The sequence below is a fragment of the Candidatus Chlamydia sanziniae genome, assembly GCF_001653975.1.
Classification (GTDB): Bacteria; Chlamydiota; Chlamydiia; order Chlamydiales; family Chlamydiaceae; genus Chlamydia; species Chlamydia sanziniae.
In genome coordinates this window covers 59,735-82,419 of sequence record NZ_CP014639.1, presented here as the reverse complement: position 1 = coordinate 82,419, position 22,685 = coordinate 59,735, and the positions used below count along the sequence as shown (strand labels likewise).

Here is a 22,685-nt window from a genome sequence, read left to right as displayed (position 1 = left end):
AGAAATCAAGGGAAATGCTTTATCATGATTTACTTAGTTAAGAAACTAATAATAAAAAACGGATCCTTCTCGTTAAGTAGAGTGGGAGACCTTCTTTCGTTTTATGAAGAGTTTCATCATTTTTGAAGATAACGAAATTTTAGAAGCGTAGTTTTCCTCCTAGATCTACGTTGTAATTGCGAGATGAGGTTCGAAGTTCTAAAGCGTAATGGCCAAAGAGCTCGCAATAAGGGTTGAATATATGATTATTGGCAGCGCGGATTACGACAGCTTGGCGCGCAAGATTTGTACCGTGTATCGTCCAGCTATCTCCACTAAAGACTAAGGAAACTCGTGAGCGGGGATTATAACGATATACATCAGGAGCATAGAGGATGGAAAGGTCGTAAGAATTTTTATCTCCTACATTTTGTTTGGCAAATTTTATTCCTACAGGAATGGAGAGGTTTAGGAGTTTTCCGCTATCGAAAGAACGTCCTTCTACTGTAGATTCTGAAAATTTATTTTGATTTACGTAAACCATTTGGACTTTGAGGAGGGGAGTAAACTCTTCAAAAAGAGGCATAGGATGAGAAATTGTTATAGGTAAGCTAGTACCAATTTCTCCAGCTACACATTCATTTCCCCAAGAACCTCTAACCATAGGAGTGGGGAAAGTTGTGTAGAGGGTCTTCATAGAATTGTCAGAATGGCTGAAAAAACATTGTATGTCTAAAGCTAAGGGGATTTCCTTAGGAAGCGTGTCTGTAGCTGCTGCGGGAAGTTTAGATCTTCCTAATTTAAAGTAATCTCGGGGCGTTAGGGTAAGGGTATGTTTGAAAAAAAAGGCTCCAGCATATGTTTTTGCATGATTTTTAGTTACAAGGTAATCTTTATCTCTTGTCAAAAGTTGGCAGAAGGCAAAAGTGAATAAATCGTCTTTTGGAGTGTGGGCACTACCTCCTAATGCATAGCCTGCAGAAATATGGCGGAATCCTTGCTTATCTTTCGTATCATCTCTATAAAAGAAGTTACTGAGTCCGGAGACCCAGAATCCCTGACGGTGTTCCATCCCTTCAGCACTGATTTCCATGAGTTGAAAAAAAGAACGCGCATCTATAAATGTTCCCCATAGAGTATTGGAGACTAAAGCAGCCTTTCTTTCAGGATTGGGGATAAATCCTGTTTTTGTCCAGGTAATGGAGGCTTCTTTTGTATTCTTAGCTGTATCTTCTGTCCATCCCAAAGTCCAAGTTCCTTGGTATCCATATTCCTTACTAGGAATTTTTTCCGGAGTAGGCGTCAGATCTGTAGTGATAACGTTAGTATCTACACTCGCATCAACAGTAATTTCTAAAAGAGAAAATATCTGATCTTGGCTGAGGGTATGGTTTTCATAGAAATTCCCCAAAGGATCAATAAGACTAAGCTGTCCTGATAAGGTGACCTGGCTTCCACTTCCTTTGGCTACGAGTTTTACAGGTTTCTTTATATGTAAAGAATGTACATTGATTCCCAAACCATTGAGGGTAATGTTTCCGCTTGTTGTTTGCAACGTTGTTCCCGCATCCACCCCTAATAAAGAGCTTTCATCTTGTGAAAAGCTTTTAGCTTCTAAGATAACACCATCTTGTAATAGAAGTTTGCCTCCGGCTAACCGAATAGGCTGTGTAAAAGAAGATTTTAGATTGGCTTCAGTTTGTTCTTCTGTTGTAAGATTAGCTCCAGAAAAAAGTAGGGTACCATGGTAAGTGGTCGGACTTTTTTCAGGTTGATTCAAAATTAATACATCTGATGAAGTGCCCTCTGTTGTAATGGGATCATAGAAAGCGATTTTATGGCCTGTACTTGCCCGCAATTGGGTGATTTTTCCATTACTTCCTATATGAATTGCATTTCTTGTTGCTGTTGAGTTAGTCTTAGTAGTTGTATTCTTTGAAAAGATAATGTCGCCTCTGTCTGCAGAGAGACTAAGCTCTCCAGAACTTGCAATACTGATTGCCCCACCTTTAGGTGTAGCTCCTGACGCATGATTTTGTAAGAACTCTGTAGGGCCTCCAGAAGCAAAGGTAAGCTTATTCGCATAAATAGCTCCACCACTTGAAGCTCTATTGTTCATAAAAGTAATTTTTTCGTTGTGATGTAAAGATAAAACAGGAGTGGCTCCCGATTTTGTACAAGAAATTGCCCCACCCATTCCTGAGGTTCCTAGGGCTGTATTATTTTCAAAAAAAAGATTTTTGTTATCAAACAATGTAGAGTTTGCTTCGCAATTTATAGCTCCACCCGAAGTTGGGGCTGAATTTGATGTAAATCTTACCGACCCTAAATTAGATGATATTGTAGCCCCATTTGTTGTAGCAATAGCCCCTCCCTTTTTTGACGATGTATTATTGGTAAAAATTGCTCGAGTTACAGTTTCTTTAAGAGTGAAGGAGTCTGCTTTAATTGCTCCACCATCTTCTGTAGAGAAATTCCCAGAGACTATTACGTTTCCAGTATTTTTTATCACCATAGCACCTGTGCTAGAAAGTGTGCCTTGACCTGTGGTTACCCCAACGGAGGGGGAAAGATCAAAAGTAAGTGAGGAAAATCCTGAGAATGTCAGTGCTTTATTCGTTGTACTAGTAGAAGCTACACTTGCATGTGCTCCCGCATTAACAAAGCCAAACTGTAGGGCATAGTTATTCCCTATGAAAGTTAAATCTCCTCCGGTTTGCTTGAAACAACTATCTGTTAAAGGAGTTGTTTTCCCAGGATAGAGAAAGGAAACATTCCCGGTTAGAGAGTAGGTAGTGCCTTGAGTGTCACTCGTAGATTTAATTACAAAAGCATCTGAAGTGAGAGTTCCGTTATAACTATTTGTTGGACTAAGCTGAGGGTCATCTGCGACTAACCACGTGTTTAAAAGACATGCGAGTGTTGAAGAGATCAAAAACCAATGAAAAGAAGGTTTCATTTTATATGCTTGTTGTTTTTTCTGGAACTATTTGAATAAATAAATAAAGAAAATAAAGAAATCAAGATCAATACCAAGTCTTTGGGAACTAAAATACCTAGGTAACCCTCAGGATCAGAGTTTTCGTATTTTTAGTAGAGTTCCCCTTAGAATTACTTGTAGTTGGGGGAAGAAGTTTACTGTGCATATACATGAGTTAGAAGTATAGATTTCCTTTAAGATGTATGTTGTAGTTTTGTGAGGATTTTCGCAATTCCAGGGTACATTGGTTGGAGATCTCAAAAGTTTGATTTGGTGCGTAGTGACTGCTCGCATGAGCAAGAAAGGCTTGTCGCGCTAAGCGTATTCCTGGTGTTTCCCAGAAAAACCCACTAGTGACAAGTGTTGTAGTGCTTGTGGGATTGACACGAACAAGATCAGGAACATACGCTAAACAAATTCCATAAGCAACCTTGTTGTCCGCTAAAGCTTTGTCAAATTTCATACCCATAGGGAGCGCAAGATTGAAAAGATCACTCTTCTCAAAGGTGCGACCTTCTGTTCCTGTCTCTTTAAAATCTTCTTGGTGTGCGTAGGTAAGTTGTAGCTTTAGATAGGGCGCATAGGTAGCAAACCAGCGTGTGTATCCCGGAATGTGGATAGTAGTCCCAGAGAGTTCCACTCCAAAGGCATCATTTCCCCAACTTCCTTGAGCTTCTGGGTATAGGGTATAGCGTGTTTTCATCTTGTTACTTGTATGGCCATAAGTGAGTTGTCCGCTGAAAAGAAAAGGAGAATCCTGCAATGTACCAAAGTGTTGAAAATATAGCGCTCCTCCATAGAACTTAGTCTGATTCCTCGCAACTACAGGATCTTTATCTCCACCAAAAAGTTGACAAAAAGCAAAACTAAAACCGTGTTCTTCTGGGGTGCGCGTGCTTGCACCTACAGCATACCCCACAGTGGCATGGCGGTATCTTTTATGTACAGAAGTGCTTCCTTCTTTGGAAAACACTCACCATTCCTGAAGACCAAAGAATTCTCCCTTCATGAAGAACTTGGCTGGTGCTCTCCATGACGTCTTGAAAAGCTCGCATATCAAAAAAAACTCCCCACAGACTATTGGGAACTAAAGGCCCGCGTCTTTCAGGATTAGGAAGGTAGCCCGTCTTCGTCCAAACTAATTTTGCTGTTGTAGGATTTCCAGTACCAGTGTTTGGGGTCCAAAGAATCTCCCATTTTCCCTGATAACCGTAATGTTTTGGAGCACTCTCTTCGGGAACATGAGGAACCTCGGTATAAACAACAGAGCCTCCTTCACCTACAGTCACATTCAACAAAGCATATTCTTGAGGAAGATGCAAACTATGTTGCTCATAAAAATTCCCCGAACTATCCAAAAGTAAAAGAGGACCTGTAAGCGTGACACCTTTATCCTTACCCGTAGCCTTGATGTTCACTCCCTTCGTAGTATTCAGAGAATCCGTAGAAATCCCTAAATTCGTAAGAGTTATCCCTTCGGTATTAGCGACTAACGTTGTATCTGCGTCCATAACGAGAACAGAACCCGCGGTCTGCGTAAACGTGTGTGTAATTAATGTCACTCCGTCTTTAAGAACTAGACTTCCTGCAGCCAACATCACAGGTTGCTTGAATGTTGAAACTAAATTCTCAGCGATTTTAGCTTCTTCTTCAGAGAGCTTCTCCCCAGAAAATACTATAGAGCCCGTATACATTAAGGAAGAACGTGCATCTTCTTTGTTCATGCTAAAAGCTTCGGAAGACCCCGTAGCATTTGCTATAAGGGGATCGTAAAAGAAAATCGATTGGCCTTGAGAGCTGCTCGCAACGCCGTGAACTTCGCTGTAGACCCTAAATCTAAGGCGCTACGCTTCGTTATCGCACTGCTTCCCGTTGTTGCCGTAGTGTTGCCTACAAAAGTAATGTCTCCAGCGTCGGCAGAAAGCGATACTGTCCCTTGAGGAGCAATCGCAATGCCCCCTCCTAATGGCGTTGTTCCTACCACCTTATTATTTACGAAGAAGATGCCCCCAGGACCTCCAGAAGAAAGCGTCAATTGTTTTGCATAAATCGCTCCGCCTTTTTCTGTCGCAACATTCTCTTCAAACTTTACTGTGCCATTCCCAGAAAGCATTAGAGGTTCGGTATCACAACATAAAGCTCCACCGTGCCCTGAGGCAACGCTATTGGCAGAGAAAACTACAGAAGTGTTGTTTGTAATCGTACAATTTTTAGCAACAGATAAGGCACCTCCATCACTTCCAGCAGTATTGGCAGTGAAGGTGAGTGTTCCTGTATTTCCTGTTAGGGTAGCAGCATCGGAAGTATACAAAGCCCCACCTTTCTTTCCCGTAGTGGCCTGGTTTTGAAGAAATAACACCTGTCCTTGCGTCCCAGTCAACGTCAATGTCTTTGTGTTTACAGCGCCCCCATCCTCGATAGAAAAATTTTGCACAAACACTAAGTCTTTATTGTCTTGAAATACTAAAGCATGTGTAGATTTCACAGCCCCCCGTGCTGTAGTCACACGCACTGAAGGAGACAAAATAAAAGAAAGCAAAGAAAATCCTGAAAACTGCAGCGTCTGTGTCGCCCCAGAAACAGAAACCGCAGTCACATTAGCCCCTGCATCTATAGAACGAAAGGAAAGATCATAGCCCCTACCAATAAATGTTAAGTCTCCGGTGCTATCGCTAAAACATGAACTAGACAGGGATGTGCTTTGCCCCAAATTAAAAAATTCGACGTTTCCCGTAAGAGTATAGGTAGCTCCTCCAGTCGTCGTTTTCGGAACAAAAGCTTCCTTATGTGCATTTCCATCAAAGCTATCACTGAAACCTAGAGGCAGCTCAGTAGCAGCATGTGCAGCACGTAAAGAATAGAGGTAGATTGAAAACAGCAGAGAAATAAAAAAAGAAAACTTCATATCAAAAATTTTTATCACATTTTTAATGGCAAGGTTAATCTTGGTCGTACAAAAATACAATAACAAAACCAAAAAAATTCCTGCTCTGCAAAACACATCTTATGGATAAAAACTTGAATCGAAGTTCCCTTAAACTCTACAAACTTCCACTATCTTTAAAAGTGCAGTTTCCCACCCAAATCAATAGTGTAGCTCCGCGAGGAACCTCGCAACTCAAAAGCACATTGCCCAAACACTTCCAACTCAGAACCTAAAGCATAATGGCTTCCTCCACGGAATACCACCGCTTGTCTTGACAAATCTGCACTCAAAGTCTTCCACGAAACCCCACTAATCACTAATGAAGTTGTACTATCTGGATTGCTGCGAATTACATCGGGAACATACGCCACCGTAACGTCAAAAGAGCCCTCCTCATTCTCTAAAAATTTCTCCATGCGTAATCCTAAAGGCACAGCAACATTAAATAAATTGCTGTTAGTAAAGACACGCCCTTCCCGACCTTGTTCTTCAAAATCTTCTTGATGTGCATACACCACTTGTAACTTCACATACGGCGCATAACTGTCTAACCATGACACAGACTTGGGGGAGTACAACACTCTACCCCCAAGCTCCACACTAAGCATATCATTGCCCCAGTTTCCCTGTACTTCAGAATACCGCGTATACCGTGTCTTCATCTCATTGCTCGTATGGCCATACGCAAGTTGTGCTTCCAAAACTAAAGGATGCGTTTCTAACCCCGCGTCCTGGGAAAAAAATCGAGAAAAATCTTTCGTAACTCCTGTATGTTGGTAGTACACGGCACCGGAATACATATCGGCACGGTTTTTAGCCACTAAATGATCCTGATCCCTACCAAAAAGCTGGCAAAAAGCAACTTGAAACACATCCTCACTCGCTGTTTGTGTGCCTGCTCCTAAGACATAACCTGCACTCGTGTGACGGTATCCACGGCGCGTTTCTGTTTTATCCTTATGTAAAAAGTTTGCTAATCCTGCTACCCAGAATCCTCGCTGTTGGTAAAGAGTATTGGCACTTCTTTCTAACATAGCCTGTAAACCGCGAATATCGACAAACGCACCCCATAGACTATTGGGAACTAAAGGTCCCCGCCTCTCAGGATTAGGAATGTAGCCCGTCTTCGTCCAAGTTGCTGTAGCCTTATTCGTTTTAGGAGAACTTGTCGTGTCCGGAACCCATGTCAACGCCCAAGTCCCTTGGTAGCCAAAGTGCTGAGGATGACTCTCCACAGGAACCGCAGGAACATTCGTGAGGGTGACGGTTCCCAAAGCGGAAAACTCAAGAAAAGAAAATTCCTGAGACTTGGATAAGCTATGGTTTTCATAATAGTAGCCATCACTATCTAGAAAATGAATAGGACCCGATACTGTAACATTTTTATCTGCTGCAGAAGCTTTTACTAAAGCTACCTTCGTACCTTCCATAGACGCTAAATTGATTGCTAAGTGATTAAGGGTAACTCCTTCGGTATCAGCGGCTAACGTTGTGCCCACATCCATGACAAGAGCAGAACCTGCAGTCTGTGTAAACGTATTTGCAGTAAACGTCACTCCATCCTTAAGAAACAAACTTCCCGCAGCTAACGTCACAGGTTGTTTGAATGTTGACGCTAAATTCCCAGCAATTTTAGCTTCTTCTTTAGAAAGCTTCTCTCCAGAAAATACTATAGAACCACTATAGGTTATAGAACTATCTGTATCCGCAGCGTTGATACTTAATACATCGGCTGAAGTGCCCTCACCAGTAATGGGATCATAAAAGAAAACTGTATTTCCTGGTGCTGCTCGTAACGCTGTAAACTTCGCGTTACTACCTAAATTAATTGCGTTTCTAGTTATTGAAGGCGTTGCAGAAGTAGCGACAATCGTATTGCTGTCAAAAGTAATGTTGCCACTTGTAGCAGAAAGACTACACTCTCCACTTGCAGCTATAGCAATTGCTCCGCCTTTACCCGCGGTTGTATTGGAAACAGTGTTGTTAACAAAGAGGACCCCCCCCCCCCCCCAGAAGAGAGCAGAACTTTCTTAGCATGCACTGCACCGCCACTTACAATAGCAGAGTTATTCATAAAGACAACAGTCCCATTGCCCGTACAGACCAAGTCTGAAGTATCCCCACAAGAAATTGCCCCACCTTTCCCTGTAGTCCCTGTCACATTGTTATTAGAAAACAAAATGTGTTGGTTGTCTTTAAGAGAAGAAATTCCTGTACTTGCTATCGCTCCACCTTCCTCAGAAGTATTACCTTTAAAAATAAGAGACCCGGAATTAGAAGAAATATCTATAGTTTCTGAAGCATGAATCGCTCCGCCTTTCTTTGCTGTAGTTGCTTTATTTTCAGCAAACGTTATAGAACCTTGACTCCCTGTTAAAGACAGTTTTTTGGTATTAATCGCTCCACCATCTTCTGAGGAGAAATTCTGAAAAAATACGATATCCACATTATTTTTAAATGTAAGATTGCCACCACATTTAGTCGCTCCTTTTCCACTAGGAGAAGAGCCTATTGTTGAAGGACTTTGGAGGAAAGAAATCTTTGAAAAGCCTGATACAGCAATGTTTTTGTCTGCTGTTGAAACACTAATTGCCGCACCTGTTGCAGAAGACGCGATGTTACTAAAGAGAAGGGAGTAACCATTTCCTATAAAGGTGAGACCTTCTGCAGAATCGGATAAACATCCATTGGTTAGGGGTGTTGTTTTTCCTAGGTTCATAAAATATACATCCCCCGTCAAAGTATAAATAACACCGGTGGATGTGTTTTTAGGGCTGAATGTTGTGGAGTTAGTTTCTTGGTTAAAGCTATGGGTAGGGCCAAGGCTTTCTTCTACCACTGTAGCTAGAGAAGAGAAACTATGCGAAGAGACAATCACTGAAGAAATAAATATCCAAGGAAGGTAAGATTTCATATGGGACTTTGTTTATAGTAAAGGTTAGTCAAGCCTATAAACAAATAAAGTAAAAAAAAACAAGAAAAATCTTAAAGTTTTCTGTTTGAATTGATTGGAAGCTAGTTTAAAACTGTGTTTTCCTTCAGGCAAGTTTTTTCACACTTTGGATGATATTTTAAGATAAACTCTAAACTTAGAAGAATAATTTACTTCCAAGGTTAACAGTATAGCTTTGTGATGATCCACGCAGTTCAACAGTAAATTTACTAAACATAGCCGTGTTTGGTGTGAAGGCATAACCTTGGCCGATGCGAATTACAGCAGCTCGCCTGGAAAGATTCGTCCCTAAAGTTTCCCAAGATGTACCTTTTATACGAAAAGAAGTTGTGCAGTCAGGGTTTTTACGGTAAATATCCGGAATATACATAACTGTAGTGTCGTATGAAGCTTTGTTATTCCTTGATTGTCCTTCGAAGGTAATTCCTAGGGGGAGAGCAACGTTGATAAGATTGCTGCTTTCGAAAACTCTTGGTGTGTTGTTCCCACGCTCTTTGAATTTTTCTTGATGGGCATAGATAACCTCTACCTTGAGAAAAGGAGTGTATTTCTTAAGAAAGTAGATATCATCAAAGAGTGGGGTAGGTACCATACCAGTAAATTCTAAAGCAAAACAATCATGACTCCAGGTGCTTTTACTTTGAGGAGCCTCGAAGTAATCTATTTTCATATTATTGCTTGTATAGCTGTAGCTCAATTGGGTATTGAAAATGAAAGGTAGAATCGGGTCTTTTGCGGAATAGTTGCTAAAAAGAAACCAAACCGGACAATAAAGATGTCCTATGTGCTGAAAAAGGAAAGAACCTGCGTAGACCTGAGAGTCATTTTTGGTGATGAAGTGGTCTTTATCTTTTCCAAAAAGTTGGCAAAAAGTTAAGCTAACAATATTTTCAGAAAACGTAGATGTTGTTATACCTACAGCATAACCTGCGTTGACATGGCGAAATCCACGATTTTCTTTAGTATGATCTCTATGAAAGAAATTGGAGAGACCAGCACCCCAGAGATTTTGCCTTGTATTTTCTCCTCGCACACTAGTTTGAACTAGTTGTTGCAAGGAGCGGATGTCGATGAAGGCTCCCCAAAGCATGTTAGGAACTAAAGAAGTTTGGTTCTCAAGGTGGGGAATGTACCCCGTTTTTTCCCAGGTAGGAACAACGGCTTTTCTAGGTTCTTTACGATTGTTAGCCCAGATACTTGGATATCCAAAGTGAGGTTCAATAATCTGTATAGAACTGAGTTCAAATTTGGAAATGTCAATCTTTTTAATGCAACTTACATTGAAAGTTGTAGAAATCTTCGCATTGTTTATTGTAGCGTCGTTTGTTAGGTTGTAGATAGTGTCATCAACATTGCTCGTAGACCTAGAGGTAAAAGTACCAGGACTTTGAAAGTTTTTATTAGATCTTAATGTACTTTCTACCGCATCCCCTACCGTGGAAAAACTGCAGGATAAAGGAAGTACTAAAGAAGAAGTAATTAGCAACCAATAAAATGAGAACTTCATCTGAGGATACTACAGACAGTTTAACAAATTATTTTACGAATTACATTAATAAAATAAAGAAAGCAATAGAAATGGAAGTATTAAAGATTAGAGATGTAGAAGGAACTGCAGATGTTAAGAGCAACTTGGCTTGAGAATTCTACCTTTTCTTGGAACAAAGAATAATTGCTTACATGGATAAAGGAAGCTTGCCTCGCTAGGTTATTGCGAGAGGGAGTCTAGGGTTTAAAGGTATCGGGAGTGATTTGAGGATTTCAGGTTCATCGTCGAATCCAACAAGACTAGTGATAAAAGAAAGAGATTCTTCTGTGTTATATTCTGGAATGAAGAGTAAAGTATATCGAAGAAATTAAGCATTTGTGAAACGAAGATGTTGTAGAACATACTTGACGTAAGGTTTCATGCTTATTAATACAAGGGTGATTAAGATTTTGTATAGAGTGGAAAGTGGGTCTTTAATAAGCAATTTCCACTCAAAAATATAAATAGAATTAGAAGCGGAATTTGGTGCCAAGACCTACGTTGTAACTGCGCGAAGAACTGCGCAATTCAAACGCAAATTGTCCACACATCTCCATGTAAGGATTCCACTGATAATGGTTTGCTGCGCGTACAATGAGAGCCTGTCTTGCAAGATGCGTGGCCTCTGTCGTCCATTGTACATCGCTGGATAAAAGATAAGTTGAACAATGCGGATGTTGTCGGTAAGCATCGATAACATACATCAAAGTGAGATCATAGGTGCCTGGTTCTGTATGAGAGTCTTTTTCTAGTTTAATACCTATAGGGATGGCAATATTAATAAGACGGCTGCTTCCTAAAGCACGTCCTTCACTACCACGTTCTTGGAAATCTTCCTGGTGGGCATAGGTCCCTTGTATTTTAATAAAAGGAGCGTAGGCTTTAAAAAAGAATGAGGAGACTACTGAAGAAGGTAAGCTCGTTCCAAACTCAATACCAAGGCATTCGTTTTTCCAGGCCGCTTTAACAAGAGGATAAGCCGTATAACGGGTTTTCATATGGTTGTCAGCATGAAGGTAACTGATTTGCATATTAAAAAATATCTCCGTATCCTGGGATATTGCTGTAAGTACAGGGGGAGATTGAGCTGCCTTTCCCCATAGGAATTGGGCTAGGTTATATAACAGATCGGTATGTTGAAAATAGAGTGAAGCACCGTAAACGTCAGAGTGATTTTTAGTAATTAAATGGTCTTGATCTCTATCAAAGAATTGACAGAAGGCAGCGCTTAAAACATCTTCGGAGGCCGTGGTTGCCGTAACACCTAGAACATAACCCCCTCCTATGTGACGGAAGCCGCGGTGTTTCCCGGATCGATCTTTATGAAAGAAATTTGCCATTCCTGAAACCCACATTCCTCGACGGTAAGGAATTCCCGAAGCTCGAGTTTCCATAAGTTGATGGAGGGAGCGTATGTCTACAAAGTTTCCCCATAAGCTGTTGGGAACTAGGGGAGCAAGCCTCTCAGGATTGGGGACATAACCCGTTCTTGTCCAAGTAATGTGGCCCATCTTCGCGTGTGCAGCGTCTGACCACACCAAAGTCCAATTTCCTTGATAGCCATAGTGTGACGTAGGCTCCTGAGGAAGAAGAAGAGGGACCGCAGCTACCGTACTCGTTCCTGGTGTAGAAAGCGTCAGAAGAGGGTAGTCCTGCCTGCTTTTTAACGCGTGACTTTCATAAAAATTCCCATTGTTATCAACTAATTGAATAAGACCTAACAGGGTAATGGTTTTATTCGTTGTCGGCGCTTTTAAAGTAACGATACTCTTGTTCTTTAACGAATTTAAGTTGATGGCTAAGTTTGTAAGCGAGAGGCTTTCCTCTAGAGCTTCTAGTGTTGTTCCAGCATCCAGAAAGATCATCGAATCTTGGCTTTGTGTCAACCCTTTAAATTGAACAGTGACTCCTTGTTTGAGAACTAGGCTTCCTCTAGTGAGTGTAGTTTCTTGCTTTATCTTAGATATGAGGTTGGCAGTATTTGTGATTTCCGTAGGGGAGAGCTTCTCTCCAGAAAAGATTATAGAGCCAGAATAAATAGTATCACTACTTGCATCCGAAGAGTTTAAAGCAAGAGCCTCGGTGACTGCTGAAGTGCCTGTATGAGTTATAGGGTCGTAAAAAAAGATCGAATGATCAACACTGGCACGTAGCTTGATGACTTTAGCTGTATCTCCTAGATCTATGGCATTTCTTGTAGATACACCACTTGTTGTCGTTGTATTGTTTCCGAAGATGATATCTCCATTATCTGCGGATAGATGCAATTCCCCATTATTAGGAATAGCAATAGCTCCTCCCTTCCCTGCTGTAGTATTGCCCACCGTATTCCTCCAGAAGAGAGTCGGACCTCCAGAAGAGAGAATCAGTTTAGTGGTATAGATTGCCCCACCCTGCACAACTGCTGAATTGCCTACGAAAGTTAAAGCACTATTTCCAATAAGAGTGACTTCAGGAGGAGTTCCTGTTGTACTATGACAAGAGATCGCACCCCCACTTGCTGCGGTTCCTAGTGCGCTATTCCCATCGAACATCACATAGGTATTGTTTTTTATAGAACAGTTGCCTACGCTAGATAATCCTCCTCCGGCGTCTCCAGAAGTATTCTTAATAAAGAAAATAGATCCTGTGTTGTCTGCTATGTTTATAGTTCCACTAGCATAGATGGCACCGCCTTTCTTTGCTGCTGTCGCTTGGTTTTGTATGAAAACTGCAGATCCTGAGGTCTCTAATAACGAAAAGTTTTTTGTAGAGATTACGCCCCCATCTTCTGTTGAGAAGTTTTGTGTACATGTAATCCGGGTGTTATTCTCAAAAGTTACGTTTCCACTGCACTTGATTGTGCCTTGGCCCGTAGTCACTGTGGATGCGGGGCTAGAGAAGAAATAAAGAGTGTGGAATCCGGATAAGGTAAGATTTTTGTCCGCAGTTGTCGTGCTGATTGCTGTGCCAGGTTGAGCACCGGCGTTAATTGTGTTGAAAAATAGCGAGTAGCCGTTTCCTATAAAGGCAAGGTCGCCACCTTCTTCTTTAAAGCAACTCGTAGTTAAAGGTGTGGTTGTAGATCCCGCGTGGTTAATCGAGACATCCTTGAGCAGGGAATAGCGGGTTCCTGCAGAATCATTTGTGCTTTTGGGGATAAATGTTGTTCCATCAGTTCCTTCATAGCCATCACTGCTGTCTAATGTTGCTTCTGCAGCAGTTAGTGAGAAGTCGCGAGGGGACAAGAATAAGACAAAAGGAAGTAACCAGAAAATGGAGAGTTTCATTGTAAATACTTTTTGAAACAAAGAAATGATTTCAGTAGATACTGTAAAAAAACAAAGAAATCAAGGAAAATACAAAACGCTGATTTCGTAAATGTTGTGGAAGAGTTAGGGAAGGGGATTTCCTTATCCTGTGGGTTGAGGAGAGGATATTAAAAGGAATAACTTCCGACGCAATTGGCATTGTAATTTCTTGAGGAGGCACGGCTTTCAAAGCTTCCCTGCATGGAAAAGTTAAAGTTGGGGAGGGGGCTATGGTGTGAGGCTATCTGTATTTTACCTGCATGTCGCTCGAGATTCGTCGCCCATGTCATCCAAGAGACTCCTGAGGTGGGGAAAGAAGTTAAACACTTAGGTTGGATACGATAAACGTCTAGGATGTAGCTTAACGTAGCCTGGATTGCCTGGTATGACGATGTTGAGTGTTGGGTGAAGGTAACCCCTAAGGGTATGGAGAGATTGACGAGGTGGCTGCTGGTGAATCCTCTTGCGGTTGTTGTTTTTTCTTCGAAGCTCTTTTGGTTTGCATAGACCAGTTGCAATTTTAGGAAGGGGGTAGAGCTTGTGAAGTAAGGACTTTTAAAGTCTAGAGGGAGGGAACTTCCGAGTTCTGCGGCAAAGCCCTGGTTGTTCCAGCTAGAAGTCCCTGGAGGGAGCTTGGCGTATTTTGTTGTCATGTCGTTATGATTTCTTGTATAAGTGACTTGAGTGTTTAAGACGAGGGGGAGTTCTTCAGGAATTTTAAGGGAAATTTTTGATAGGGCATAGCGACGTAGTGAAGAATGGAGTCGTAAACTTTCTTGGTGCTGTCCACACAAGGAGCCTGTATAAATTCGGGATTTAATATTAGAGATGACAGAATCCTTGGCTGTTCTGGAGAGCTGTCCTATAGCGATAGCGAAGGCAGTGTCGGAGGGGGTGAGCCTACTGCCTCCAATGATGTAGCCTCCAGAGATATGACGGAAACCTGTATTTGTGGTGGTCTTATCCTTATGGAAGAAATTGGAGATGCCCACGATCCATAGGTTTCGATTTGAGGGGATGTTGTGCATATGTGTAGTCAAGACATCGTGGATAGAATAGAGGTCGATGGCTACACTCCATAAGCTGTTTGGCACTAGAGACGTGTGGCGTTCGGGAGCCGGTTTGTATCCGGTGACTTTCCAAATTAAGGAAAATGTCATCGTACCATTCGGCTTTGTATTGGAGACTAGGCTCCATGTTCCTTGATGTCCATAAGTTGAAACATCTGTTCCTTTAGGTATAGGATCGAAGTTCTTCGTGTTTATATCTCCTGAAAATGCGGAGAGCTCTAGAAGTGGTAGACTTAGGTCTTTACCTAAGATGAGATTTTCGTAATAATCGGCGCTGTTGCTGTAGAGTGTTAGGGTTCCGGAAAGCTTTAATTTTCCGTTGGGACTTTTTACAGCAATTTTCGCTAGCTTCTTGTCATTTAAGGATTTAAGGTCTACAGATAGATTTGTTATGGTAATGCTACCCTCTGCGTTACTTTTTGAGGTAGTTTCTAAGCTTGTTCCCGTGTCCATAAAAAGCATGGAGTCAGGTTGTTGTGTAAAGGAATGTACTGCTAAGACTGCGTCACCTTGTAGCACTAAATTTCCAGATTCAAGGCTAATATTTTGGTGAATTGTGCTTGTTCTATTTTCGGGTCGGGCAGCTTCTTTAGGAGTAAGTTTTTCTCCAGAAAATACTAGAGTTCCAGAAGAAATCTCCTTGGAAATACTCATTTTTAGAGCTTCTGGAGTAGGTTTCTCCCCAGACGAGATAATAGAAGGAGTCACTTTAAGAGCATTGATTTTTAGGGGTTCTACTACGGCACCACTCTTAGGAGGCTCAGTCGTAAGGGGATCATAGAAATAGATAGAATACCCTTTTCGAGCATCCAGCTTTGAGATCTTAGCACCCGTTCCTAAATGTATGCCACTGAATAAATATAAACTTGAAGGATCGAGATTCTTTTTTGACTCTTTATCTATCCAAGCTTCCCAACCTTTTATATCTCCACCCATCGATTTAGGAAAGGGGTTGTTTGGATCCGCGGTAGCTAAGGTAAGTATCTCGGATGCTTGTTCTTCGGAAATAGAAACAGGAACTCCCGTTCCATTGCCGAGAAAGATAATATCCCCCTTAGCGGCGACCAATTCTAATTCTCCGTCGGAAGTGATTTCAATAGCTCCCCCTGTATTGCTGAAAAAGATATGCGGACCTCCCGAAATTAGATGAAGAATTTTAGCATAAATTGCGCCTCCTAAAGATGCTGAGTTTCCTTGACAGTACAAAAATTTATTATCTGAAAGAGTACATTTTGTTGCATAAATTGCACCCCCATTTATAACAGCTTCACTCTTAGCGATGACGACGGCTTGATTTCCTGAGATTGTGAGGCCTGAAGTTGTGGCCGAATCCGTGGTAATGTTATAAATCGCACCTCCACAGCCTTCCTGATCTATAAAGAATGGTAAGTTTTTCCTAACGAAATTTTTGAAAAGAAGGAAAGAAACGTTATTGTTAATTGAGCAGTCATTTTCTACATACAAACCCCCGCCTCTAGATGCCACATTGTTACGACACATTAGAGTTGTGTTCTCTGATAAGTTACATTTTGTTGCATAGATTGCGCCCCCGTTTATTCCTCCATTGCTATCGAAATCAATTTTTCGATTTTTTGAGATTGTGAGACCTGTTTTTAAATCCAAATCCGTGGGGGCAATATAACAGCAAATGGCTCCACCACAGCCCTCATGATTTGGAAGAGATCCTATTGATGAAGTTATAGTTTGATTAAGATGGAAGTGGGTCAGATTCGTATTGATAATAGAACAGTTGTTTTCTGCATACCAAGCACCTCCAGCTTTTGCCCCACCGTCATGAAAATAAAACTCAGCATTATTATGGCCCTCGGATATCAAAGCTATTTCTCCAGATTTACTATAAAGAATTCCTCCATGTTCTTCTGCCATACCAACCTTAAAATCTATTTTCTTGTTATTTTTGAAAACTATGTTTCCTATTGCAGCTAGTGTTCCGCCATTTTGTTCGCTTCGGCTGTTTTCAAATGTCACACCACACTCGGTGACTGTAATGGTGTGAGCCGATATACATCCCCCCGACTGTTTTGAAACGTTATTTGTAAATTCTAAATTACATTGAGTGAATGTAACATCGCCACCTGTTGTATTTGTTACAAAAACAGCACTCTCATAATTTGTTACAAAATCAGTGCTCTCGTCATCGGGAATGCTGTAGATACTATCGTAGATTCTAGTGGTATTTTTAACTGTAAGAGAAGAGAAATTAGAGAAAGAAAGAGCTGTGTTTGTATTTTTGATCACTGCTGCTTGGAAGGGAGGGGAGTGTAGAGTTTGAAAGGTAAGACTGTGTCCTCCTCCTATAAAGGTCAGACTTCCTGCACTATTGTCAAAACAACTTTTGCCTTCAGGAATTATGGAAGAGACATTTTGGATTATAACATCACTAGTGAATGTATAAGTTGTCCCTGAGGCATCTGAAGTTTGTTTTGAAGTAAATCCACCTTTACTAACCCCGCTACTACTACTTGAAGAACCGTCGAAGCTATCAGATGATCCTAAATTTATTGCCGCGGCTGCTGCCCGACCACACGGCATGAAAAATATTAAAGTTGCATGCGTGAATGCATAATATAAGTGCATCTTCATTTAGTTCTGAGTCCTGGTTAAGGTTATACTTAAAGATTCAAAGCTTTTTAGCTAAAAGTATTGCATCTATAAAGGATAACTTAATAATGAAAAGCAGCTAACCCTCAAGGAACTTGAGGGTTGGAAATTTTACTCATTCCCTGTGGGGTGGTGGGTAGAACAGCTGCCTGTGGAACAGCTGCTGCCCTTTGAACACGAGGACTTCTTGGCACAGCAATTGCGGAAGAAGCTGAACAAGTAAATGATTCCTGCGATTCCAATGACAATATAAGCAAGTTGCGTAGCTGGAGTGGCAGTGCCTCCGCACAACTTGGCAATCAGGTTGACTTTTTGATGGGTGATGCCTAGAATTCCTACATTCAATGCAGAAAGAACAAGGATAAGTGAGGATAATCCCCGAACAAATTTGCCTAGCATTGCTTTTCTCCTAAGTGATGTGTATTGAATTTCATCTTTAATCTTTTTTGTAATTTAATAAACTTTTTTTCAAAAGACTTCTTTCTCAAAATTTTCTAGAATCTTTGGTTTTTTACATAAAAGATTCTGATAAGATAAGCTTTTTGTCTGCAATTGCGATACGAATTGCGAATCGAGATATTCTTAAATAAAATTTTGAGAAAAAGGTATTAAAAGGAATAATTTCCATTGCAATTGGCATTGTAATTTCTTGAGGAGGCGCGGATTTCAAAACTTCCCTGCATGGAAAAGTTAAAGTTGGGGAGGGGGCTGTGGTGTGAGGCTATCTGTATTTTACCTGCGTGTCGCTCAAGATTCGTTGCCCATGTCATCCAAGAAACCCCCGAGATAAGTAAAGAGGTTAAGCACTGAGGTTGGATACGATAAATGTCTAGAATGTAGCTTAACGTACCCTGGATCGCATGGCGTGATGATGGTGAGCGTTGGGTGAAGGTAGCTCCTAGGGGCATGGAGAGATTAACGAGATGGCTGCTGGAAAATCCTCTTGCGGTTGTTGCTTTTTCTTCGCAGCTCTTTTGGTTTGCATAAACCAATTGTAGTTTCAAGAACGGAGTAGAGCTCGTGAAGTAAGAATCTTTAATGTCTATGGGAAGGAAACTTCCGAGTTCTGCGGCAAAGCCCTGGTTGTTCCAGCTAGAGATCCCTGGAGGTGGTACGGTATATTTTGTCGTCATGTTGTTGCGATTTCTTGCATAAGTGACTTGAGCGTTTAAGACGAGGGGGAGTTCTTCAGGGATTTTAAGGAGAATTTTTGATGGGGCATAGCGACGTAGTGAAGAATGGAGTCGCAAACTTCCTTGATGTTGTCCATATAAGGAGCCTGTATAAATTCGGGATTTGATGTTAGAGACGACATAATCCTTGGCTTTACCGAAGAGCTGTCCTATCGCGATAGCGAAGGCAGTATCGGAAGGGGTGAGCATACTGCCTCCGATAATGTAGCCTCCAGAGATATGACGGAAACCTGCATTGCTTGCAGTCCTATTCTTATGGAAGAAATTGGAGATGCCTATAACCCATAAATTTTGATATGCACTGACGTTGTGCATGTGTGTAGTCAAGGCATCTTGAATAGAATGAAGGTCGATCGCTGCAGTCCATAAACTGTTTGGCACTAGAGAAGCACGGCGTTCGAGAGTAGGTTTGTATCCGGTAGCTTTCCAAAGCAAGGAGAGTGTCATCGTGCTATCTGGGAGTTTTTTGGAGATTAGGCTCCATGTTCCTTGATATCCATAAGTTGTAGTATTTAGCTCTTCAGGTATGAGGGAATTGAAGTTTCTTGTATTTACATCTCCTGAAAGTGCGGAGAGCTCTAGAAGTGGCACACATAGGTCTTTATTTAAGATGGGATTTTCATAATAATCGTATCTATGACTGTAGAGGATTAAATCTCCGGAAAGCTTTAATTTTCCGTTGGGACTTTTTACAGCGATTTTTGCTAGTTTCTTGTCACTTAAGGATTTAAGGTTTACAGATAGATTTGTTACGGTAATGTCACCCTTTGCATTACTTTTTGTGGTAGTTTCCAAGCTTGTTCCTGTATCCATAAAAAGCATAGAATCGGGTTGTTGTATAAAGGAACGTACCGCTAAAACTGCGTCACTTTTCAACACTAAATTTCCAGATTCAAAACTAATATCTTGGTGAATTGTGCTTGTTGTATTCACAGGTAGGGCAGCTTCTTTAGGAGTAAGTTTTTCCCCCGAAAATACTAGAGTTCCAGAAGAAGTCTCCTTGGAAATACTCATTTTTAGAGCTGCTGGGGTAGGTTTCTCCCCAGACGAGATAGTAGAAGGAGTCACTTTAAGAGCATTGATTTTTAGGGGTTCTACTACGGCACCACTCTTAGGAGGCTCAGTCGTAATGGGGTCATAGAAATAGATAGAATACCCTTTTCGAGCATCCAGCTTTGAGATCTTAGCACCCGTTCCTAAATGTATGCTATTCGCATGTCCCATTTTTATATAGGTCTTCGGAATTCCAATTACTTTGCCTGTCTCATTATCTAGAAAAGTAATATCTCCCTTAGCAGCTACCAGTTCTAATTCTCCGTCGGCAGAAATTTCAATAACTCCTCCTGTACCTATTTGGTTTTTGGTAAAAAGAGTCGGACCTCCTGAAGTCAGGTGAAGAATTTTCGCATAAATTGCACCGCCACTTTCTGCAGAAGAATTTTGGAAAAATGTCAAAGATGCGTTATCTGAAAGAGTGCATTTTGTTGCATAAATTGCGCCCCCTCTGAAGAAAGCATTATTATTGGTGAAGTTGAGGATTGTATGTCCTGTCATTGTAAGGCCTGTTGAGGCTGGATCCGTGGGAATGTTATGAATCCCGCCTCCACAGCCTTCATGATCTGTAGGAGATGCTGACGTGATTTTAGCTTGATTGCCCTTCAAGAAAATGTACTCACTATTGGTAATTGAGAGGGTGTTTTCTGCATACAAAGCACCGCCTCTTTTTGCATTATTGAACATAAATTCCACGTAGGGATTGTTTGATAGGGTGCCCTTTGTTGTGCAGATCGCACCTCCCTTTTCTGTAGACAAATTTGTGAAAAATGTTAAAGATGCATGATTTGACAAAGTACATTGTGTTGCATAAATTGCACCTCCACTGGCCATAGCTACATTGCCAGTGAAGTTAAGGGTTCTATTTTCTGTGATTGTAAGGCCTGTTGAGGCTGGATCCGTGGTAATGTTATAAATCGCGCCTCCACAACCTTCATGATCTGTAGGAGATGTTGACGTGACTTTAGCTTGATTGCTACCAAAGAAGAACAGGACGTTATTGGTTATTGAGAAGTCGTTTTCTGCATACAAAGCGCCTCCTCTTTTTGCAGTATTGCCTATAAACTCTGTGAATGGACTCTTTGATAGAACACCCTTTGTTGCATAGATTCCACCCCCATTCTCTGTAGCCGTATTGCCGTCGAAGCTAAGCCGTTGATTGTCTGAGATTGTGAGGCCTGTTTTTGAAGTTAATTTTGTAGTAGGGATAAAACAGCAAATAGCCCCGCCACAGCCTTCATGATCTGTAGGGGTTGTTGTCGTGCTTGTAGCTTTATTTTTAGCAAATTGGATTGGACCACTTTTAGTAATTGAGCAGTTTTCCTCCACATACAAAGCGCCTCCGGTTTTTGCCTTATTTGCCTTAATTGTTGTAGTATACTCATTACCAACCGTATTATTATTAAGTATATTGGAAGTGAAAGTTATCTCTCCAGATTTGCTGTAAAGGGCCCCTCCTTTTTCTTTCGCAGTATTTGAATCAAATATTATTCTCACAACATTTTGGAAGTTTATCTTGTCCGCTGCAGCTAGTGCTCCGCCATTTTGGTTACTTGAATTTTTGAGGAGGCTTATGCGACTTGTTTTGGTTAAATCAATAGTATGAGCAGATACGGCTCCGCCTTCTTTTGTTGAGTGATTGCTATCAAAAATTATATCTGCATTTGTAGTAAATGTAACTTTGCCACCTGCTGTGTTTGTTACAAAAACAGCACCTTGTGCTTTGGACTTGCGCCCAGAGGCATTTTTAAATACGAGAGCAGAGAAATTAGAGAAAGAAAGAGCTGTGTTTGTATTTTTAATCGCTGCGCCCTCAGGAGGGGAAGATAAGTTTAGAGCTTGAAAGATAAAATAACGTGCTCCTCCTATAAAAGTCAAACTTCCCATACTATTGTCAAAACAACTTTTGCCGCTAGGAGTTATGGAAGAGACATTTTGGATCGTAACATTATCATTGAGGTGGTAAGTCGTTCCCGAGGCCTCTGAAGTTTGTTTCGCAGTAAAGGCTTTGTCCTCACTTTTCCCTCCACTAACACTTGAAGAACCGTCGAAGCTATCAGATGATGTTAAATTTGTTATCTTGTCTGTTGCGATGACACACGGCATGAAAAACATTGGAGCTGCATATATAAATGCATAGCATAAGAGAGTCTTCATTTAGTTCTCAGCACTGGTTAGGGTTATATAGGGTTATACATGAAAAAACTTTCTGGTTAAGGACACTGTGTATAAAGGATAACTTAATAATGAAAAGCAGCTAACCCTCAAGGAACTTGAGGGTTAGAAATTTTACTCATTCCTTGTGGGGTGGTGGGTAGAACAGCTGCCTGTGGAACAACTGTCACCCTTTGAACACGAGGACTTTTTGATACAGCAACCACGGAAAAAGCTAAACAAGCAAATGATTCCTGCGATTCCAATGACAATATAAGCAAGTTGCGTAGCTGAAGTGGCAGCGCCTCCGCACAACTTGGCAATCAGGTTGACTTTTTGATGGGTGATGCCTAGAATTCCTACATTCAATGCAGAAAGAACAAGGATAAGTGAGGATAATCCCCGAACAAATTTGCCTAGCATTGCTTTTCTCCTAAGTGATGTGTATTGAATTTCATCTTTAATCTTTTTTGTAATTTAATAAACTTTTTTTCAAAAGACTTCTTTCTCAAAATTTTCGGGGAGCATTGACTTTTTGCATACAAAGGGTTATGTTGGGCAGGAAGTTTTTGGACCGCACAAAAGATTGCTTTTGTAGTCTTAGAAACCACAATTTAGGATGATATTTTATGAAACGATCCTATGTGGATAAGGAAGAAATCGCAATCTTAGCTAAAAGCTCAGCAATACAGTTGAGTGAGGAGATGATTCGGGAATATGAAATCTCATTAAATGAGGTGATTGCTTCTATGGAAAAAGCTCTCGCTCTCGATATCCTAGATACCCCTGCGGAATCTTTTTCTGTTTATACTATTAACCCTGAAGATTTGCGGGACGATATTGCTAAAGACAATTTCTCTCGTGAAGAATTTTTACGTAACGTTCCCGAATCTTTAGGTGGGCTAGTGAAAGTTCCTACAGTGATTAAGTAGGTCAG

At 41.1% G+C, this 22,685-nt stretch carries 13 protein-coding genes; 1 reads left to right on the top strand and 12 read right to left on the bottom strand.

What is annotated here, in order from left to right; translation table 11 throughout:
- Window positions 1-139: 139 nt before the first annotated feature.
- The 12 genes from Cs308_RS00325 to Cs308_RS00285 form a co-directional block, all read right to left on the bottom strand.
- Window positions 140-2,938 carry a polymorphic outer membrane protein middle domain-containing protein gene (locus Cs308_RS00325; RefSeq protein WP_066481262.1) on the bottom strand — a complete coding sequence of 933 codons (2,799 nt, stop codon included), beginning with the start codon at window positions 2,936-2,938 and terminating at the stop codon, window positions 140-142.
- 196 nt (window positions 2,939-3,134) lie between these two features.
- Entirely contained in the window at window positions 3,135-3,932 is a 798-nt protein-coding gene (locus Cs308_RS04935) for an autotransporter outer membrane beta-barrel domain-containing protein (RefSeq protein WP_082904986.1), read from the bottom strand.
- Window positions 3,898-4,683 (bottom strand): polymorphic outer membrane protein middle domain-containing protein, encoded by a 786-nt coding sequence (locus tag Cs308_RS04930; protein ID WP_082904985.1) that lies wholly within the window; start codon window positions 4,681-4,683, stop codon window positions 3,898-3,900. Before Cs308_RS04930 ends, Cs308_RS04935 begins: the two co-directional genes overlap by 35 nt.
- 32 nt (window positions 4,684-4,715) lie before the next feature.
- Entirely contained in the window at window positions 4,716-5,864 is a 1,149-nt protein-coding gene (locus Cs308_RS04925; protein WP_156506718.1) for a Pmp family polymorphic membrane protein autotransporter adhesin, read from the bottom strand.
- 155 nt (window positions 5,865-6,019) lie between these two features.
- Complete coding sequence (locus Cs308_RS05085) at window positions 6,020-7,480, bottom strand: polymorphic outer membrane protein middle domain-containing protein (RefSeq protein WP_231881967.1); 1,461 nt, start codon at window positions 7,478-7,480, stop codon at window positions 6,020-6,022.
- A gap of 338 nt (window positions 7,481-7,818) precedes the next feature.
- On the bottom strand, window positions 7,819-8,799 hold the full coding sequence (locus Cs308_RS05080; protein WP_231881966.1) for a hypothetical protein: 981 nt from the start codon (window positions 8,797-8,799) through the stop codon (window positions 7,819-7,821).
- A 175-nt stretch (window positions 8,800-8,974) separates the two neighbouring features.
- A complete protein-coding gene (locus tag Cs308_RS00310) occupies window positions 8,975-10,345 on the bottom strand; it encodes an autotransporter outer membrane beta-barrel domain-containing protein (protein WP_066481258.1) in 1,371 nt (456 codons plus the stop codon).
- A gap of 491 nt (window positions 10,346-10,836) precedes the next feature.
- Window positions 10,837-13,635, bottom strand: a complete 2,799-nt coding sequence (locus Cs308_RS00305; RefSeq protein WP_066481256.1) for a polymorphic outer membrane protein middle domain-containing protein — start codon at window positions 13,633-13,635, stop codon at window positions 10,837-10,839.
- A 149-nt stretch (window positions 13,636-13,784) separates the two neighbouring features.
- Entirely contained in the window at window positions 13,785-17,279 is a 3,495-nt protein-coding gene (locus tag Cs308_RS00300; protein ID WP_197481290.1) for a polymorphic outer membrane protein middle domain-containing protein, read from the bottom strand.
- A 180-nt stretch (window positions 17,280-17,459) separates the two neighbouring features.
- The gene (locus Cs308_RS00295) at window positions 17,460-17,747 is read right to left on the bottom strand and encodes a DUF378 domain-containing protein (protein ID WP_066481254.1); all 288 of its coding nucleotides are present in this window, start codon (window positions 17,745-17,747) and stop codon (window positions 17,460-17,462) included.
- A 209-nt stretch (window positions 17,748-17,956) separates the two neighbouring features.
- A complete protein-coding gene (locus tag Cs308_RS00290; RefSeq protein WP_197481288.1) occupies window positions 17,957-21,700 on the bottom strand; it encodes a polymorphic outer membrane protein middle domain-containing protein in 3,744 nt (1,247 codons plus the stop codon).
- Window positions 21,701-21,883: 183 nt separating this feature from the next.
- Window positions 21,884-22,171, bottom strand: a complete 288-nt coding sequence (locus Cs308_RS00285; RefSeq protein WP_066481251.1) for a DUF378 domain-containing protein — start codon at window positions 22,169-22,171, stop codon at window positions 21,884-21,886.
- A 206-nt stretch (window positions 22,172-22,377) separates the two neighbouring features.
- On the opposite strand from Cs308_RS00285, the gene Cs308_RS00275 reads away from it, so the two are divergent.
- Window positions 22,378-22,680 (top strand): Asp-tRNA(Asn)/Glu-tRNA(Gln) amidotransferase subunit GatC, encoded by a 303-nt coding sequence (locus tag Cs308_RS00275; RefSeq protein WP_066481245.1) that lies wholly within the window; start codon window positions 22,378-22,380, stop codon window positions 22,678-22,680.
- Window positions 22,681-22,685 lie beyond the last annotated feature (5 nt).

Excerpts from the sequence above, each read along its gene's own strand:
- Cs308_RS00325 (WP_066481262.1), bottom strand. The coding sequence starts at position 2,938 with ATGAAACCTTCTTTTCATTGGTTTTTGATCTCTTCAACACTCGCATGT.
- Cs308_RS04930 (WP_082904985.1), bottom strand. The coding sequence starts at position 4,683 with ATGAACAAAGAAGATGCACGTTCTTCCTTAATGTATACGGGCTCTATA.
- Cs308_RS04925 (WP_156506718.1), bottom strand. The coding sequence starts at position 5,864 with ATGAAGTTTTCTTTTTTTATTTCTCTGCTGTTTTCAATCTACCTCTAT.
- Cs308_RS05080 (WP_231881966.1), bottom strand. The coding sequence starts at position 8,799 with ATGAAATCTTACCTTCCTTGGATATTTATTTCTTCAGTGATTGTCTCT.
- Cs308_RS00310 (WP_066481258.1), bottom strand. The coding sequence starts at position 10,345 with ATGAAGTTCTCATTTTATTGGTTGCTAATTACTTCTTCTTTAGTACTT.
- Cs308_RS00305 (WP_066481256.1), bottom strand. The coding sequence starts at position 13,635 with ATGAAACTCTCCATTTTCTGGTTACTTCCTTTTGTCTTATTCTTGTCC.
- Cs308_RS00300 (WP_197481290.1), bottom strand. The coding sequence starts at position 17,279 with ATGCCGTGTGGTCGGGCAGCAGCCGCGGCAATAAATTTAGGATCATCT.
- Cs308_RS00295 (WP_066481254.1), bottom strand. The coding sequence starts at position 17,747 with ATGCTAGGCAAATTTGTTCGGGGATTATCCTCACTTATCCTTGTTCTT.
- Cs308_RS00290 (WP_197481288.1), bottom strand. The coding sequence starts at position 21,700 with ATGCCGTGTGTCATCGCAACAGACAAGATAACAAATTTAACATCATCT.
- Cs308_RS00285 (WP_066481251.1), bottom strand. The coding sequence starts at position 22,171 with ATGCTAGGCAAATTTGTTCGGGGATTATCCTCACTTATCCTTGTTCTT.
- Cs308_RS00275 (WP_066481245.1), top strand. The coding sequence starts at position 22,378 with ATGAAACGATCCTATGTGGATAAGGAAGAAATCGCAATCTTAGCTAAA.